The 12,544-nt window shown below is 68.0% G+C and carries 12 protein-coding genes; 2 read left to right on the top strand and 10 right to left on the bottom strand.

All coding sequences use genetic code 11. The features are described from left to right. Both trpS and JHD82_RS00900 read right to left on the bottom strand, forming a co-directional pair. The coding region (gene trpS / locus JHD82_RS00905) for a tryptophan--tRNA ligase (protein ID WP_199135143.1) at positions 1 to 601 on the bottom strand (601 nt) is incomplete at its 3' end. 75 nt (positions 602 to 676) lie between these two features. Further along, positions 677 to 1,354, bottom strand: coding sequence for a site-2 protease family protein (locus JHD82_RS00900; RefSeq protein WP_013800873.1), 678 nt, complete (start codon positions 1,352 to 1,354; stop codon positions 677 to 679). 176 nt (positions 1,355 to 1,530) lie between these two features. Here JHD82_RS00900 and JHD82_RS00895 point away from each other — a divergent pair, with 176 nt between their 5' ends. Further along, positions 1,531 to 2,880, top strand: a complete 1,350-nt coding sequence (locus JHD82_RS00895) for a methyl-accepting chemotaxis protein (protein WP_199135142.1) — start codon at positions 1,531 to 1,533, stop codon at positions 2,878 to 2,880. Between the two features lie 119 nt (positions 2,881 to 2,999). Here the strand turns inward: JHD82_RS00895 and JHD82_RS00890 are convergent, their stop codons facing one another. Both JHD82_RS00890 and JHD82_RS00885 read right to left on the bottom strand, forming a co-directional pair. Next, positions 3,000 to 3,644, bottom strand: a complete 645-nt coding sequence (locus tag JHD82_RS00890; protein ID WP_012207210.1) for an L-threonylcarbamoyladenylate synthase — start codon at positions 3,642 to 3,644, stop codon at positions 3,000 to 3,002. 25 nt (positions 3,645 to 3,669) lie between these two features. Beyond that, positions 3,670 to 4,533 carry a 3',5'-nucleoside bisphosphate phosphatase gene (locus JHD82_RS00885; RefSeq protein WP_199135141.1) on the bottom strand — a complete coding sequence of 288 codons (864 nt, stop codon included), beginning with the start codon at positions 4,531 to 4,533 and terminating at the stop codon, positions 3,670 to 3,672. A gap of 212 nt (positions 4,534 to 4,745) precedes the next feature. Between JHD82_RS00885 and JHD82_RS00880 the strand changes: the two genes are divergently transcribed. Further along, positions 4,746 to 6,533, top strand: coding sequence for a methyl-accepting chemotaxis protein (locus JHD82_RS00880; RefSeq protein ID WP_199135140.1), 1,788 nt, complete (start codon positions 4,746 to 4,748; stop codon positions 6,531 to 6,533). A gap of 58 nt (positions 6,534 to 6,591) precedes the next feature. Here JHD82_RS00880 and JHD82_RS00875 read toward each other — a convergent pair whose 3' ends face one another. From JHD82_RS00875 to JHD82_RS00850, 6 genes are all read right to left on the bottom strand, one after another. Continuing rightward, positions 6,592 to 7,254 (bottom strand): DUF799 domain-containing protein, encoded by a 663-nt coding sequence (locus JHD82_RS00875; protein ID WP_013800877.1) that lies wholly within the window; start codon positions 7,252 to 7,254, stop codon positions 6,592 to 6,594. Between the two features lies 1 nt (position 7,255). Further along, a complete protein-coding gene (locus JHD82_RS00870; RefSeq protein WP_199135139.1) occupies positions 7,256 to 7,630 on the bottom strand; it encodes a DUF4810 domain-containing protein in 375 nt (124 codons plus the stop codon). After that, positions 7,627 to 8,307, bottom strand: coding sequence for a CsgG/HfaB family protein (locus JHD82_RS00865; RefSeq protein ID WP_199135138.1), 681 nt, complete (start codon positions 8,305 to 8,307; stop codon positions 7,627 to 7,629). The genes JHD82_RS00870 and JHD82_RS00865 overlap by 4 nt, the downstream gene beginning before the upstream one ends. A gap of 97 nt (positions 8,308 to 8,404) precedes the next feature. Then, complete coding sequence (gene recJ / locus JHD82_RS00860) at positions 8,405 to 10,123, bottom strand: single-stranded-DNA-specific exonuclease RecJ (RefSeq protein WP_199135137.1); 1,719 nt, start codon at positions 10,121 to 10,123, stop codon at positions 8,405 to 8,407. A gap of 10 nt (positions 10,124 to 10,133) precedes the next feature. Continuing rightward, on the bottom strand, positions 10,134 to 11,132 hold the full coding sequence (locus JHD82_RS00855) for a hypothetical protein (RefSeq protein ID WP_012207203.1): 999 nt from the start codon (positions 11,130 to 11,132) through the stop codon (positions 10,134 to 10,136). 66 nt (positions 11,133 to 11,198) lie between these two features. Continuing rightward, on the bottom strand, positions 11,199 to 12,524 hold the full coding sequence (locus tag JHD82_RS00850) for a sulfatase (RefSeq protein WP_199135136.1): 1,326 nt from the start codon (positions 12,522 to 12,524) through the stop codon (positions 11,199 to 11,201). Positions 12,525 to 12,544: the final 20 nt, after the last annotated feature.

The raw sequence follows: 12,544 nt of genomic DNA, 5'->3' as shown, positions 1-12,544 counted from the left end.
CATCCAGGCCGGGCAGCGTGGCCACGTTCTCCTCGACCTGCGCCTCGGGCAGCGTGAAGAACTCGCCGCCGTAGATGTGGTTGAAGCTGGAGGCCATGTCGCGCGCCATCTCGATGTGCTGGACCTGGTCGCGGCCCACAGGCACCTTGTGCGCATTGAAGGCCAGGATGTCGGCCGCCATGAGCACGGGGTACATGAACAGGCCGGCGGTCACGCCGTCATCGGTCTCGGTGCCGTCCGCATGGTTCTTGTCCACGGCCGCCTTGTAGGCGTGGGCACGGTTGAGCAGGCCCTTGCCGGTCACGCAGGTCAGCAGCCAGCACAGCTCGGGGATCTCGGGAATGTCGGACTGGCGGTAGAAGGTCACATGCTCGGGGTCCAGCCCGGCCGCCAGCCAACTGGCCGCGATCTCGATGGTGGAGCGCTGCACGCGTGCCGGGTCCTGGCATTTGATCAGGGCGTGGTAGTCGGCCAGGAAGTAGAAGTTCTCGACCTCGCGCGAGCGGCTGGCCGCGATGGCCGGGCGCAGCATGCCGGCATAGTTGCCGAGGTGCGGGGTTCCGCTGGGAGTGATGCCGGTGAGGAAACGGATGGTGCTCATGACGGGAGGCTTCGACAGGCAAGAGAGAAAAACAGGGAGCCGCAGAGACAGCCGGTGGGCCGTTCTGCAGCGCGTTCAGCGCAGCAGCGCGATCAGCGGGGTCAGCGCGAAGTCGATCACGGCGTAGCCCAGGTCCATCAGCGGGCGCAGCCACAGGCTGCCGACCACGCCGGCGATGACCAGGCCCATGACGATGAAAAAGCCCCAGGGCTCGATGCGCGCCACCCACTGCGCCTGACGCCAGGGCAGCAGGCCGACAAGGATGCGGCCACCGTCCAGCGGCGGCAGCGGAAACAGGTTGAAGGCCCACATCACCAGATTGACCAGGATGCCGGCGCGGCACATTTCTATGAAGAAGCGCTCGCCCACGCCCGATCCCACCAGAACCACCAGCAGCACGCCCCACAGCAGGGCCTGCACGAAATTGGAGGCCGGGCCTGCCAGGGCCACCCAGATCATGTCGCGCTTGGGGTTGCGCAACTGGTCGAAGCGCACGGGCACGGGCTTGGCGTAGCCGAACAGAAAGGCGCCCGAGGTGGCGAAGTACAGCAGCAGCGGCATCAGGATGGTGCCGATGGGGTCGATGTGCTTGATGGGGTTGAGCGTGATGCGTCCCATCATGGCGGCCGTGTTGTCGCCGAAGTGGCGCGCGGCATAGCCGTGGGCTGCCTCGTGCACCGTGATCGCGAAGAGCACGGGCAGGGCATAGATGAGTACGGTCTGGATGAGGTTGGAGATGTCCACGGCGGGCATTGTCTCAGACGCTGGCCACCCTTGCCGCTGGCAGCCGCCAGAGCCCGTGCGCTGCGCTCTGGCCGCGTGGATATGGTGGTTTCCCGCAGATTGGCAATGCCCCATTCTGTGTTGCAAAATGAAACAGCGATGAGATGGTTCCCTCAACAGGTTTTTCACCAAGGCCCTCGGGCCATATGTACAAGAGGTGGCACGTGGGCGTACTGGGCTTGGGCAGGCTGCCGATAGGCTGGCGGCTGGTGATTGCGTTCGGCGGTATCAATCTGCTGGTCTTCACGATGATGGCGGTCACGGTGTTTTCACTGGGGCAGGCCGAGCAGGCGCTGGCGGCCGGGGGGGCGACCACGGTGGCCGAGCAGGCGCTTGTGCACACGCGCTGGTGGGTGCTGGGGCTGGGCGCTGCCGTTTGCGTGCTGGCCCTGGTGGCCTGGTTCAGCCTGCGGCGGGGAATCGTGCAGCCGCTGGGCCAGGCCATCCTGATTGCCGAGACCGTGGCGGCCGGTGATTTGAGCCAGGAGTTCTCGACCGAGCTGCAGGGCGACTTCGGCCGCCTGCTGGGCGCGCTGGGCACCATGGAGGACACGCTGACCGAGCTGGTCGGCCGCATCAAGCAGTCCACGGATTCCATCGGCCTGTCGGCCGGCGAGATCGACGCCGGCAACTCCGACCTGTCGCGCCGCACCGAGGCCCAGGTCTCGGCGCTGGCCCAGACGGCCGCCAGCATGGAGCAGCTCACCGCCACCGTGCGCCAGAACGCCGACCGCGCGCATTCGGCCAGCGGCCTGGCCGTCGATGCCTCGTCCACCGCCAGGCGCGGCGGGGCCGTGGTGAGCGAGGTGGTGCAGACCATGGAGGCCATCAGCGGCAGCTCGCGCAAGATCGTGGACATCATCCAGGTCATCGAAGGCATCGCCTTCCAGACCAATATCCTGGCGCTCAACGCGGCCGTGGAGGCGGCGCGTGCGGGCGAGCAGGGCCGGGGCTTTGCCGTCGTGGCCAGCGAGGTGCGCAGCCTGGCCGGGCGCTCGGCCGAGGCCGCCAAGCAGATCAAGGAACTGATCACCACCAGCGTGCGCCAGGTGGAAAGCGGAGCCGGCCTGGTCAACCAGGCGGGCGCCACCATGCAGGAAATCGTGGGCGCCGTGGGCCAGGTATCGGGCCTGCTCGGCGAAATGTCGCAGGCGCTGCGCGAGCAAAGCGAGGGCATCGCCCAGGTCAACGCGGCCGTGGGCCACATGGACAGCGCCACCCAGGAGAACGCAGCCCTGGTGCAGCAGGCCTCGCGAGCGGCCTCGGCGTTGAGCGAGCGCGCCCAGGATCTGGAGCAGGCGGTGGGCGCCTTCAAGCTCGATGACGAACCCCAGTCTGCGGCGGGCGCGGGGTTCTCGGCAGCGCAGGCCAGGCCCGCGCTGGCCCCGTCCGTTGCCGTGGCGTCCGCAGCAAGGTCGCCAAGTTCGCCAAGGCCGCCGCAGCGTACGCCGACGCCTGCGGCCCCACTGCAGTCGCTGGAATTGGCCCAGCACTGATCTGCATCTCTCTCGTCAGCGTCCCTTCACAACACGAACGCCGGGCTTGCCCGGCGTTTGTCTTTCATGCGGTGCGGAGCATGGCCCCTGCTCGGGCCATCTTCGCCAGGCCATCTTCATCAGGCCATCTCGAGGCCCAGGGCGTCCAGGCTGCCCCTTCCCTGGCGCACCACGGTCGGCGGATTGCCCAGGGCCATGGGAACCAGGTCGATCACGGTGGTCGGCTCCGAAGGGCAGGCGCCTGCATCGACGATGGCGTCAAGCTCGTGGGGAAAGCGCTCCAGGATGGCGTCTGCGTCGTGCAGGGCCTCGGTCTCGCCCGGCGGGATCAGCGTGGTGGCGATCAGCGGCTCGCCCAATTGCTCCAGCAGCAGCTGCGTGCCCTTGCGGTCCGGCACGCGCAGGCCGATGGTCTTGCGCGAGGGATGGCTCAGGCGCTTGGGCACTTCCTTGGAGGCCTCCAGGATGAAGGTGTACGGCCCCGGCGTGGCCAGCTTGAGCAAGCGGTACTGGCGGTTGTCCACGCGCGCATAGCTGGACAGCTCCGACAGGTCGCGGCACAGCAGCGTGAGATGGTGCTTGTCGTTGATCTGCCGGATGCGGCGAAGCCGCTCCACCGCAGGGCGGTCGTCCAGATGGCAGACCAGCGCGTAGCTGGAGTCCGTGGGAATGGCCAGGATGGCGCCCTGGCGCAGCATGTCGGCGGCCTGCTTGATGAGACGGGGCTGGGGATTGTCGGGGTGGGCTTCGAAGCGTAGAACCATGGTGTGCGTTGTTGGCGGGAGGAGCTCAGGCCAGCTGTATGCGCTCGCTCAGCAGTTCCCATACCGGCGTCAGCTGGCCCGGCAGGTAGGGCAGGTCGCCCAGATCGGTGTGCGATTCCTCGGGGCTGTGGAAATCGCTGCCGCGCGATGCGGCCAGGCCGAATTCGCGCGCCATGTCGGCATAGATGGTGTATTCGCTGGGCCGGTGGCTGCCGGTGACGACCTCGACGCCCTGACCGCCATGGGCCTTGAATTCGGAAAACAGCGCATATTCCTCGTTGGCGGTGAGCGCGTAGCGGGCCGGATGGGCGATCACCGCCACACCGCCGGCCTGCGTGATCCAGCGCACGGCATCGGCCAGGCGGGCCCAGGTGTGGGGCACGTAGCCGGGATGGCCTTCGGTCAGGTAGTGGCGGAACACCTCGCCCGTGTCGCGGCAGCGGCCCGATTCCACGAGAAAGCGTGCGAAATGGGTGCGTGAGATCAGGCCGGGATTGCCGGCGAAGCGCAGCGCGCCTTCGTAGCTGCCTTCGATGCCGGCCAGCTCCAGCTGGCGGGCCATCTCGCGGGCGCGTGGGCCGCGCCCGTCGCGCGTGGCGTGCAGCCCTTCGAGCAGGGCGGGGTCGTCCGCGTCAAAGCCCAGTCCCACGATGTGCACGGTGGTACCTGCAAAGCTCACCGAGATCTCGGCGCCCGTCAGGTAGTCCATGCCGCAGGCACGCGCGGCGGCGGCGGCGCGGTGCTGGCCGCCGACTTCGTCATGGTCGGTCAGCGCCCACAGCTGCACGCCCCGGGAGGCGGCGCGTTCGGCCAGTTGCTCCGGCGTCAGCGTTCCATCCGAGACCACGGAGTGGCTATGCAGATCGGCGTTCAGATAGGACTTGGGCACCGGTCCATTGTAGGTGTCGGTGCTTTTCCGAGCCGGGCAGTGCGGCTGGGGGACTTCCCTGAGTGCGGGTTAACAGGGCTCAATAGTGACGGATGCATGACGATGATCAGCCAGGCGCCGTCAAGGGTGGACAAGAATGGTTTCCGGAGCGATGGGCGGCAGGGGCGCCATGGCCTGGCTCCGGCATTGTTATAAAAAAGATCGGTTTTTCCATGAATCTGAATCAAATCACGGTCGCCCAGAAGCTGTGGGCCCTGGTGCTGGGACTGCTGGTGAGCATGCTGGTGGTCAACGGCGGCATCCTGGTCTATCTGCACGGGGTCAACGAGAAGATCAACACCGATGTGATGACCGCGCAAAGCGGCGCCACGCTGGCGCGCGAGTGGCGGCATCTGACGCAGATGAGCGTGGAGCGCTCCATCGTCGCGGCCATGTCGCCCGACGAGACGCTGGCAGCGCAGCAGCGCGCGTTGATGAGCAAGGGCATAGAGCGCATCAACGTGCTGCAAAAGCAGGTGGGCGACCTGCAGTTGGGCGCGCAGTCCAAGCAGGCGCTGGATGCTGTGGCGGCCGAGCGCCGCGAGACGCTCAAGGCCAACTCGGCGGCCCAGGAGGCGCGCAAGGCCAACGATTTCGCCACCACGTTCGACATCGTTGAAAAGCAGCTGCGCCCGGCGGCCGAGCGCTACAACAGCGCGCAGGAAGCCTTCGTGCAGCAACTGGAGCGCCAAAGCGAGCTGGGGCGCGAGGAAGGCGTGGCCCATCGGCGCCAGGCGTACTGGATCGGTGCGCTGGCCAGTGCGGTCATCGTGGCCCTGGGCCTGTTCATGGGGGTGGCCATCATGCGGTCGATCACGCGGCCGCTGGACCAGGCCGTGGCCCTGGCCGACGGCATTGCCGCAGGCGACCTCACGGGCTCGGTGCAAAGCAACCGGGGCGATGAGCTGGGCCATCTGTTGGGCGCGCTCAACGGCATGGCGCAGCGGCTGCGCGGCGTGGTGGGCGAAGTGCGCTCTGGCGTGGAGTCCGTGTCCACGGCCTCCAACCAGATCGCCAGCGGCAACCAGGACCTGTCCTCGCGCACCGAGCAGACAGCGGCCAACCTGGAGGAGACGGCGGCCAGCATGGAAGAGCTGACGGCCACCGTCACCCAGTCGGCCGACACGGCGCGCCAGGCCAACCAGCTGGCGGCCACGGCCGCACAGGCGGCCGAGCAGGGCGGTGCCGTGGTGGCCCAGGTGGTCACCAGCATGCAGCAGATCACGGACAGCAGCCGCAAGATCGCCGACATCATCGGCGTGATCGACGGCATTGCCTTCCAGACCAATATCCTGGCGCTGAACGCCGCCGTGGAAGCGGCCCGCGCAGGCGAGCAGGGCCGGGGCTTTGCCGTGGTGGCGGGCGAGGTGCGCTCACTGGCCCAGCGCAGCGCCGAGGCCGCCAAGGAAATCAAGCTGCTGATCACCACCAGCGTGGACAACGTGCAGTCGGGCTCGAAGCAGGTGGAGCAGGCGGGGCGTTCCATGGAGGAAATCGTCTCCAGCGTGCGCCGCGTCAGCGATCTCATCGGCGAGATCACGGCCTCGTCCACCGAGCAGCGCGACGGCATCGGCCAGGTCAACCAGGCCGTGACCCAGCTCGACCAGATGACCCAGCAGAACGCGGCCCTGGTCGAGGAATCCAGCGCGGCTGCGCTGGCCATGCAGGACCAGGCGCGGCGCCTGTCCGAGGTGGTGGCGGTGTTCAAGCTGGGGCAGGAGGGCAGCGCACTGGCGCCGGCGAGGGCACACGTGCCGGCCACCGCAGCGGCACGCCGGCCGGCATCTATCGGCGCAACCGGTGCAACTGCTGCGGTGCGCCCTGCGCCTGCGGCACCCGCACGTCCAGCGCCGGCCGTGCGCAATGCACCGGCGCCCCAGAAGATCCAGCAGCCCGTGGCGAAGGCCCCCGCCAGGACAGCAGCCAAGGCCGGGGCGGACGACGACTGGGAGACCTTCTGAGCGGGAGGAGCGGGGATGCAGGCCGGCGTGCAAGTCAGCGCCGGCCTGCAGGCCTTCGTCAGTTGCGCGGCTTGCCGTAGTCGGGCGAGCGCGGGCCTGGCAGCAGTCCGCGCTGCGCCATGGGCGACAGCAGCCGCTGGTTGGCGATGGAGGCGATCTGCACGCTGCGGTCGTTCATGGTGTCCAGGATCTGGTTGAGCAGTGCCGTCACCAGGATGCCGACCAGTCCGCCGCCTGAGCTTTGTCCTTCGGCGCTGGAGGCCGTGGCACTGCCATCCCACAGCTGGGTGCCGGTGCGCAGGTCCACCAGCCTGGCCTCCAGCGTGACCACCGAGGCGCTGCTGATCACCGCATAGCTGGTGCCGTAGTTGCGGATGTTCAGGTACAGGGCCGCATCGGCGCCAAAGATTTCACGGAGCTTGGCCACGGGCAGTTCCTGGGCGTCGTCGGCGCTGACGATGCCGTTCTGGCGGAACATTTCCTCGGTGACAGCCACGGGCAGAACGTAGTAGCCGGCCTCGGCCAGCGGCAGCGTGATCTGGGACAGCACGCCCGCCGGCGCATTCACTTCCGGGGACTGGTTCAGCGCAGGCATGACCAGGATGGAGGCAGGCTTGGATGCCCGCAGCGCCGAATAGTCATAGGGCGCGGTGGTGGCGCACCCGGTCAGCGCCACGGTCATGGCAAGAGCCAGGGTCTTGATGTGATCGGTCAGGCGCATGTCAATTCTTACGGGCCGTGAAGGTTTGCAGCAGCGTGTCCATGAAGGTGGCGGACTCGGGGAAATGCTGTTTTTCCTCGGCCAGTTGCTCCACCGTCTTTTCGTTGTTGCCGGTCCGGGAATAGAGCATGGCCATATGGGCGCGGTAGCCGGGCGGCAGCGCCTTTCCCTCGGCCTGGACCTTCAGGCGGGCTTCTTCCAGCTTGAGCAATTGGTCCTCGGCGCCGGTACTGCCGTCATCCTTGAGATATTGGTAGACCTGGGGCTGATAGTCATTCCAGGCATACAGCGGCTGGCGCGGCGCAGCGCAGCCGGCCAAGGTGGCGCAGATGACCAGCGCGGCCAGGGCCGTTGCCGAATGGACGGGGCGCTTCATTGCGCGGGCTTCCATGCGCCGCTGTCAATGCCGGCCGCCAGCTTGTCCACGGCTTCGCGGATGGCCAGATCCAGTACCTTGCCGTTGAGCGTGGAGTCATAGCCGGCCGTGCTGCCGAATCCCACGATTTCGCGGTTTGACAGGCTGTATTCGCCGGCACCCTGCACCGAATAGACGACTTCGGAGGTCTGCACCCGGACGATGTTCAGGCTGACCTTGGCATAGGCCACCTGCTCCTTGCCACGGCCGAGCACGCCGAAGAACTGGCGGTCCCCGACCACCTTGCGGCCGAACTCGCTCACGTCGCCGGTCACGACATAGGTGGCGCCCTTGATCGACTGCTCCTGCCTGTTGAAGCCCGCTTCCTGGTGGGTCTCGGACATGTTGTCTCGGTCCAGCACGCTGAATCGGCCGCTTTGCTGCAGGTGGGTTACCAAGATGGTTCTGGCCTGGCCACCGAGGCGATCGACGCCGTCCGAGAAAATGCCGCGCTGAAAGCTGGAGCGGTTGTCGAATTTGCCCACGGAAATGGGGCTGCGCGGGCCTTGATAGGCGCTGGATGCAGAAGCGGGCTTGGCTGTTTCAAGCGTGCGCGATTGCTCGGTGGTGGAGCAGCCGGAAAGGCCGGCGGCCAGGGTAATGGCAATGGCCGCGCAAGGCCACAGGCGAGAGGTCATGAGTATTTCCCCGGTTTTCTTGGAATGAATTTGCAATAATTTGTTGCAAAAACCGGGGATATTAACCGAGGGGCACCGTGAATGGCGCCTCGGGTCTCTAGGACGCGTCCGAATGCACTCCCTCGATCAGGAATTGCACCTTGCGCTCTCCGCGCCATTCATTGATGTCCATGCGAAAGGCAATGCAGGCCGATGGCGGCAGCGGGTCGGTATGGCCGAACCAGATTCCGTCCACGGTTTCGCCCTGATGGCGCAATTGCAGTTTCAGGTGCTTTTCACCGACCAGGCGCTGTGAGAGCACTTCCAGTTGCTCGCTGAAGGTGGGCGGGGCAAAGCCCTGGCCCCAGACCGCGAGATTGAGCTGCTCGACCATTTCGGGCTTGCGGAAATCCGGGTCCAGCGGTCCGTCGGTCTCTATGCGGCGCGTCAGCGTGGCCGCGTCCAGCCATTCCTGTGCCACCTGGGCCAGGGCCTTCTCGAACACCGCGAAACCGGCCTCGGCAATGGTGCAGCCGGCCGCCATGGCGTGGCCGCCAAAGCGCAGCAGCAGACCGGGGTGGCGCTTGGATACGAGGTCCAGCGCGTCGCGCAGGTGAAAGCCGGGAATGGAGCGGCCCGAGCCCTTGAGTTCATGCTCGTGCCCCGGCGCGCCGCTGGCGGCGAAGACGAAGCTGGGCCGGTGCATGCGGTCCTTGATGCGCGAGGCCACGATGCCGACCACGCCCTCGTGGAAATCGGGGTCGAACACGCTGATGGCCGCCGGCGGCGTCATGCCGTCCGTGCACAGGCCCTCGGCCATGAGCAGGGCCTGCTCGCGCATGCCGCCTTCCAGCTCGCGGCGTTCGCGGTTGATGGCGTCCAGCATCTGGGCCAGGTTGGCGGCGCGGCCCGCATCGTCCGTGGTCAGGCACTCGATGCCGATGGTCATGTCGGACAGCCGGCCTGCGGCATTGATGCGCGGGCCCAGGGCAAAGCCGAAGTCGAACGTGGTGGCCTCAAAGGCCTTGCGGCCAGCGGCTTCGAACAGGGCCAGCAGGCCCGGCTGCATCTGGCCACGGCGGATCTGCTTCAGGCCCAGGGCGACCAGGCGGCGGTTGTTGGCGTCCAGCCGGACCACGTCGGCCACCGTGCCCAGGGCGACCAGGGGCAGCAGGGCCTCCAGCCGGGGCTGATTGGCCTTGTCGAAGCGGCCGCGCGCGCGCAGCTCGGCACGCAGGGCCAGCAGCACGTAGAACATCACGCCGACACCGGCCATGGACTTGCTCTCGAAGCTGCAGCCGGGCTGGTTGGGGTTGACGATGGCATCGGCCAGCGGCAGGTGGTTGCCGGGCAGGTGGTGGTCGGTGACGACCACCTGAAGGCCCAGGGCCTTGGCCTCGGCCACGCCTTCGACGCTGGCAATGCCGTTGTCCACGGTGACCATCACTTCGGCGCCGGTTTCCTTGACGCGGCGTGCGATGGGCGGCGTCAGGCCGTAGCCGTCCACCACGCGGTCGGGCACCAGGTAGCTGACCTCGGTCGCGCCCAGCATGCGCAGGCCGCGCCAGCCCACGGCGCAGGCGGTGGCGCCGTCGCAGTCGTAGTCGGCCACGATGCACAGGCGCAGGCCGCGCTCTATGGCATCGGCCAGCAGCCGCACGGCGGCCTCCATGCCCAGCAGGCCCGAGGGTGGCAGCAGGCGTGCAGGCGTGTCGTCCAGTTCGTCGGCGGAGCACACGCCGCGTGCGGCGTAGAGCTGGGCCAGCAGAGGGTGGACGCCGGCCTGGCGCAGTGCCGAGGCCTGCTGTGCAGGGATCTCGCGGGGGATGATTTTCATGGGCAATGTGTCAGAGCATGCGGCCCAGGTCGGGCAGGGCGCGGGGGCCGAAAAGGCCCGTCAGCCTGTCCAGCCAGCGCGGCGGGCGGCTGCTCCATGCGATGGCATGGCGTTCGCCGCACAGCGTCAGCGTGAGCGGGTGGCCTGCGCGCACGCGCTCCAGCAGGCGGGCGATGAGTCCGGCGTCCAGCGCCTTCCAGGCCTCGCGCCACGCAGCGGGGTTGCCCTGCAGGGCTGCGGCGTGAAGGTCGTCCAGGCATTGCACGGCGGCCTTGGCGCCGGTGGCCGTGCCGGGCTGCAGGCGCCCGGCGCCGTGGACCCAGAAGGCGTTGATCGGCACCTGTCCGCGCGCGGCGCGGGCATCGTTGAAGACATGGGTGTAGAGCAGCATCTGCACCTCGCTTTGCAGGCGGTGCAGGGCGCGCGCCTGCTGCGCATCGGGCAGCCAGGGCCGCACGTCGCGGCCGATGACGCGGTCCATGGAGGCCGTGGCCAAGTCATCGAACAGCGCACCGCGCGCCAGCCAGCGCTGCGGCTGCTGGTACTCCAGCACGATGCCGTCGTCAGCGAACCAGGGCGCCAGCAGGGCCAGCAGCTGGCGGGATTCCTCATCGCTGAGGGGTGTGGTGGCGGGATCGCTCTGGTGGACCTGGTCTGCGCCTATGTGCCAGTGGCAGGGCGTGACATAGGCGCAGGCCTGCGCCGTCTCACCGGCCTGCCAGGCGGCCCAGGCAATCAGGCCCGGCGCATCGGGCAGGCCCAGCGAGCGCGCCAGGGCGCGTTCGTGGGGGGGAGAAAAATCCATCTCCGTGCCGGTCTGTGCGGGCGCGGGCTGCATCAGCGCCAGCAGGGATTGGAGATGGGGCAGCTCCAGTCCGCCCCAGACGGCCGTGACGGCAGCGTCATCCGCTGCATCCGAGGACGGACCGCCGGCATAGGGGATGATCCATTCGGTCGTTTCCTCCAGCGGGGCTTGGGTGGAGGACACCAGGGGCGCGGTCAAAAGCATGGCCGCTATTGTCGGGCATGGGGTGCCGCAGTGCCGGCGCCTTCGTTTTTCCCCTTGGAGCGCGGTTCAGCGCTGGGGCATGTCCCGGGCCGACGAGACCAGGCTGACCGTGGCGTCCTCGGGGATGGGCGGCATGCCCTGGTTCCAGTCTTCCCAGGCGCTGCGCATGGCAGCCAGACGCTCGGGCGCGCGCGCTGCCTGGTTGGCGCGCTCGCGCTCGTCGGCGGCAAGGTCGAACAGGTAGTCGATGCCGTCCACGCGCAGATACTTCCAGTCGCCGTCGCGCAGCGCGCGCTGGCCGCGGTGCTTCATGCGCCAGTGCAGGGTGCGCGGGAATTCGGCATCTTCGGCGCGCAGCACAGGCAGCAGCGAGATGCCGTCCAGCGCATGGCCATCTGGCGCCTGCACGCCGGCGGCATCCAGCACCGTGGCCGACCAGTCCATGCTCATGCAGTGCTGGGGGCTGCTGCGGCCCGGCGCGATCACGGCCGGCCAGTGCGCAATCCAGGGCACGCGGATGCCGCCCTCGGTCAGGTCCATCTTGCCGCCGACCAGGGGCCAGTTGTCGGAGAAGCGTTCGCCGCCGTTGTCGCTGGTGAAGACGATGAGGGTGTTGTCCAGCTGCCCGTTGGCGCGCAGCGCCTCGACGATCCAGCCTATGCCTTCGTCCATGTGGTGGATCATGCGGCGGTACTGGTGGATGTTGCCGCCGTCCAGGTGGGCAATGCCTGCGCCCAGCGCCTCGGCCGTGCTGCGGTCATCGCGCGTTTCCCAGGGCCAGTGCGGCGCCGTGTAGTGCAGGCTCAGGAAGAAGGGCGCATCGCCTTGGGCCATGCGGTGGACGAAGTCCACGCTGCGCTGCGACAGCAGGTCGGTCAGGTAGCCCTCGTCATGGTGCTCCTCCTCGCCCACCCACAGGTCGTGCTGGCCCGAGCTGCTCAGGTGGGTGAAGTAGTCCACGCCACCCGACATGGGGCCGAAGTATTCCTCGTAGCCCGAGCGCAGCGGGCCGAAGTGCGGCGGGTAGCCCAGGTGCCATTTGCCGATCAGCGCCGTGCGGTAGCCCGCATCCCTGAGCATGGAGGCGACGGTGGGCATGTCCGGCGGCAGGCCCAGCTTTTCGCCCAGCGGCGTGCCGCGTGTCTTGCTGTTGATGGGCTCCTCGGCCGCACCGCGCAGGCGGTACTGGTAGCGCGCCGTGGCCAGGGCAAAGCGCGTGGGAGAGCACACGGGCGAGTTGGCATAGCCCTGGGTGAGCCTGAGGCCGCCGGCGGCCAGGCGGTCAAGCACCGGGGACACCGCTCCGAAGTCGGCCGCGCGGCCTCCGTAGCAGCCGAGGTCGGCATAGCCGAGGTCGTCGGCCACGATGAAGAGGATATTGGGACGGGACATGCAAATGCGCTCTGTGCAGG

Origin of the sequence: Delftia sp. ASV31 (assembly GCF_016428765.1) — a bacterium.
GTDB classification, from domain to species: Bacteria; Pseudomonadota; Gammaproteobacteria; order Burkholderiales; family Burkholderiaceae_C; genus Comamonas; species Comamonas acidovorans.
This window is presented reverse-complemented; position numbering and strand designations above follow the sequence as displayed.

Coding starts and splice junctions, on each gene's coding strand:
- JHD82_RS00850 (WP_199135136.1), bottom strand. CDS start 12,524: ATGTCCCGTCCCAATATCCTCTTCATCGTGGCCGACGACCTCGGCTAT.
- JHD82_RS00875 (WP_013800877.1), bottom strand. CDS start 7,254: ATGCGCCTGACCGATCACATCAAGACCCTGGCTCTTGCCATGACCGTG.
- JHD82_RS00855 (WP_012207203.1), bottom strand. CDS start 11,132: ATGCTTTTGACCGCGCCCCTGGTGTCCTCCACCCAAGCCCCGCTGGAG.
- JHD82_RS00865 (WP_199135138.1), bottom strand. CDS start 8,307: ATGACCTCTCGCCTGTGGCCTTGCGCGGCCATTGCCATTACCCTGGCC.
- JHD82_RS00900 (WP_013800873.1), bottom strand. CDS start 1,354: ATGCCCGCCGTGGACATCTCCAACCTCATCCAGACCGTACTCATCTAT.
- JHD82_RS00880 (WP_199135140.1), top strand. CDS start 4,746: ATGAATCTGAATCAAATCACGGTCGCCCAGAAGCTGTGGGCCCTGGTG.
- JHD82_RS00895 (WP_199135142.1), top strand. CDS start 1,531: ATGTACAAGAGGTGGCACGTGGGCGTACTGGGCTTGGGCAGGCTGCCG.
- JHD82_RS00870 (WP_199135139.1), bottom strand. CDS start 7,630: ATGAAGCGCCCCGTCCATTCGGCAACGGCCCTGGCCGCGCTGGTCATC.
- recJ (WP_199135137.1), bottom strand. CDS start 10,123: ATGAAAATCATCCCCCGCGAGATCCCTGCACAGCAGGCCTCGGCACTG.
- JHD82_RS00890 (WP_012207210.1), bottom strand. CDS start 3,644: ATGGTTCTACGCTTCGAAGCCCACCCCGACAATCCCCAGCCCCGTCTC.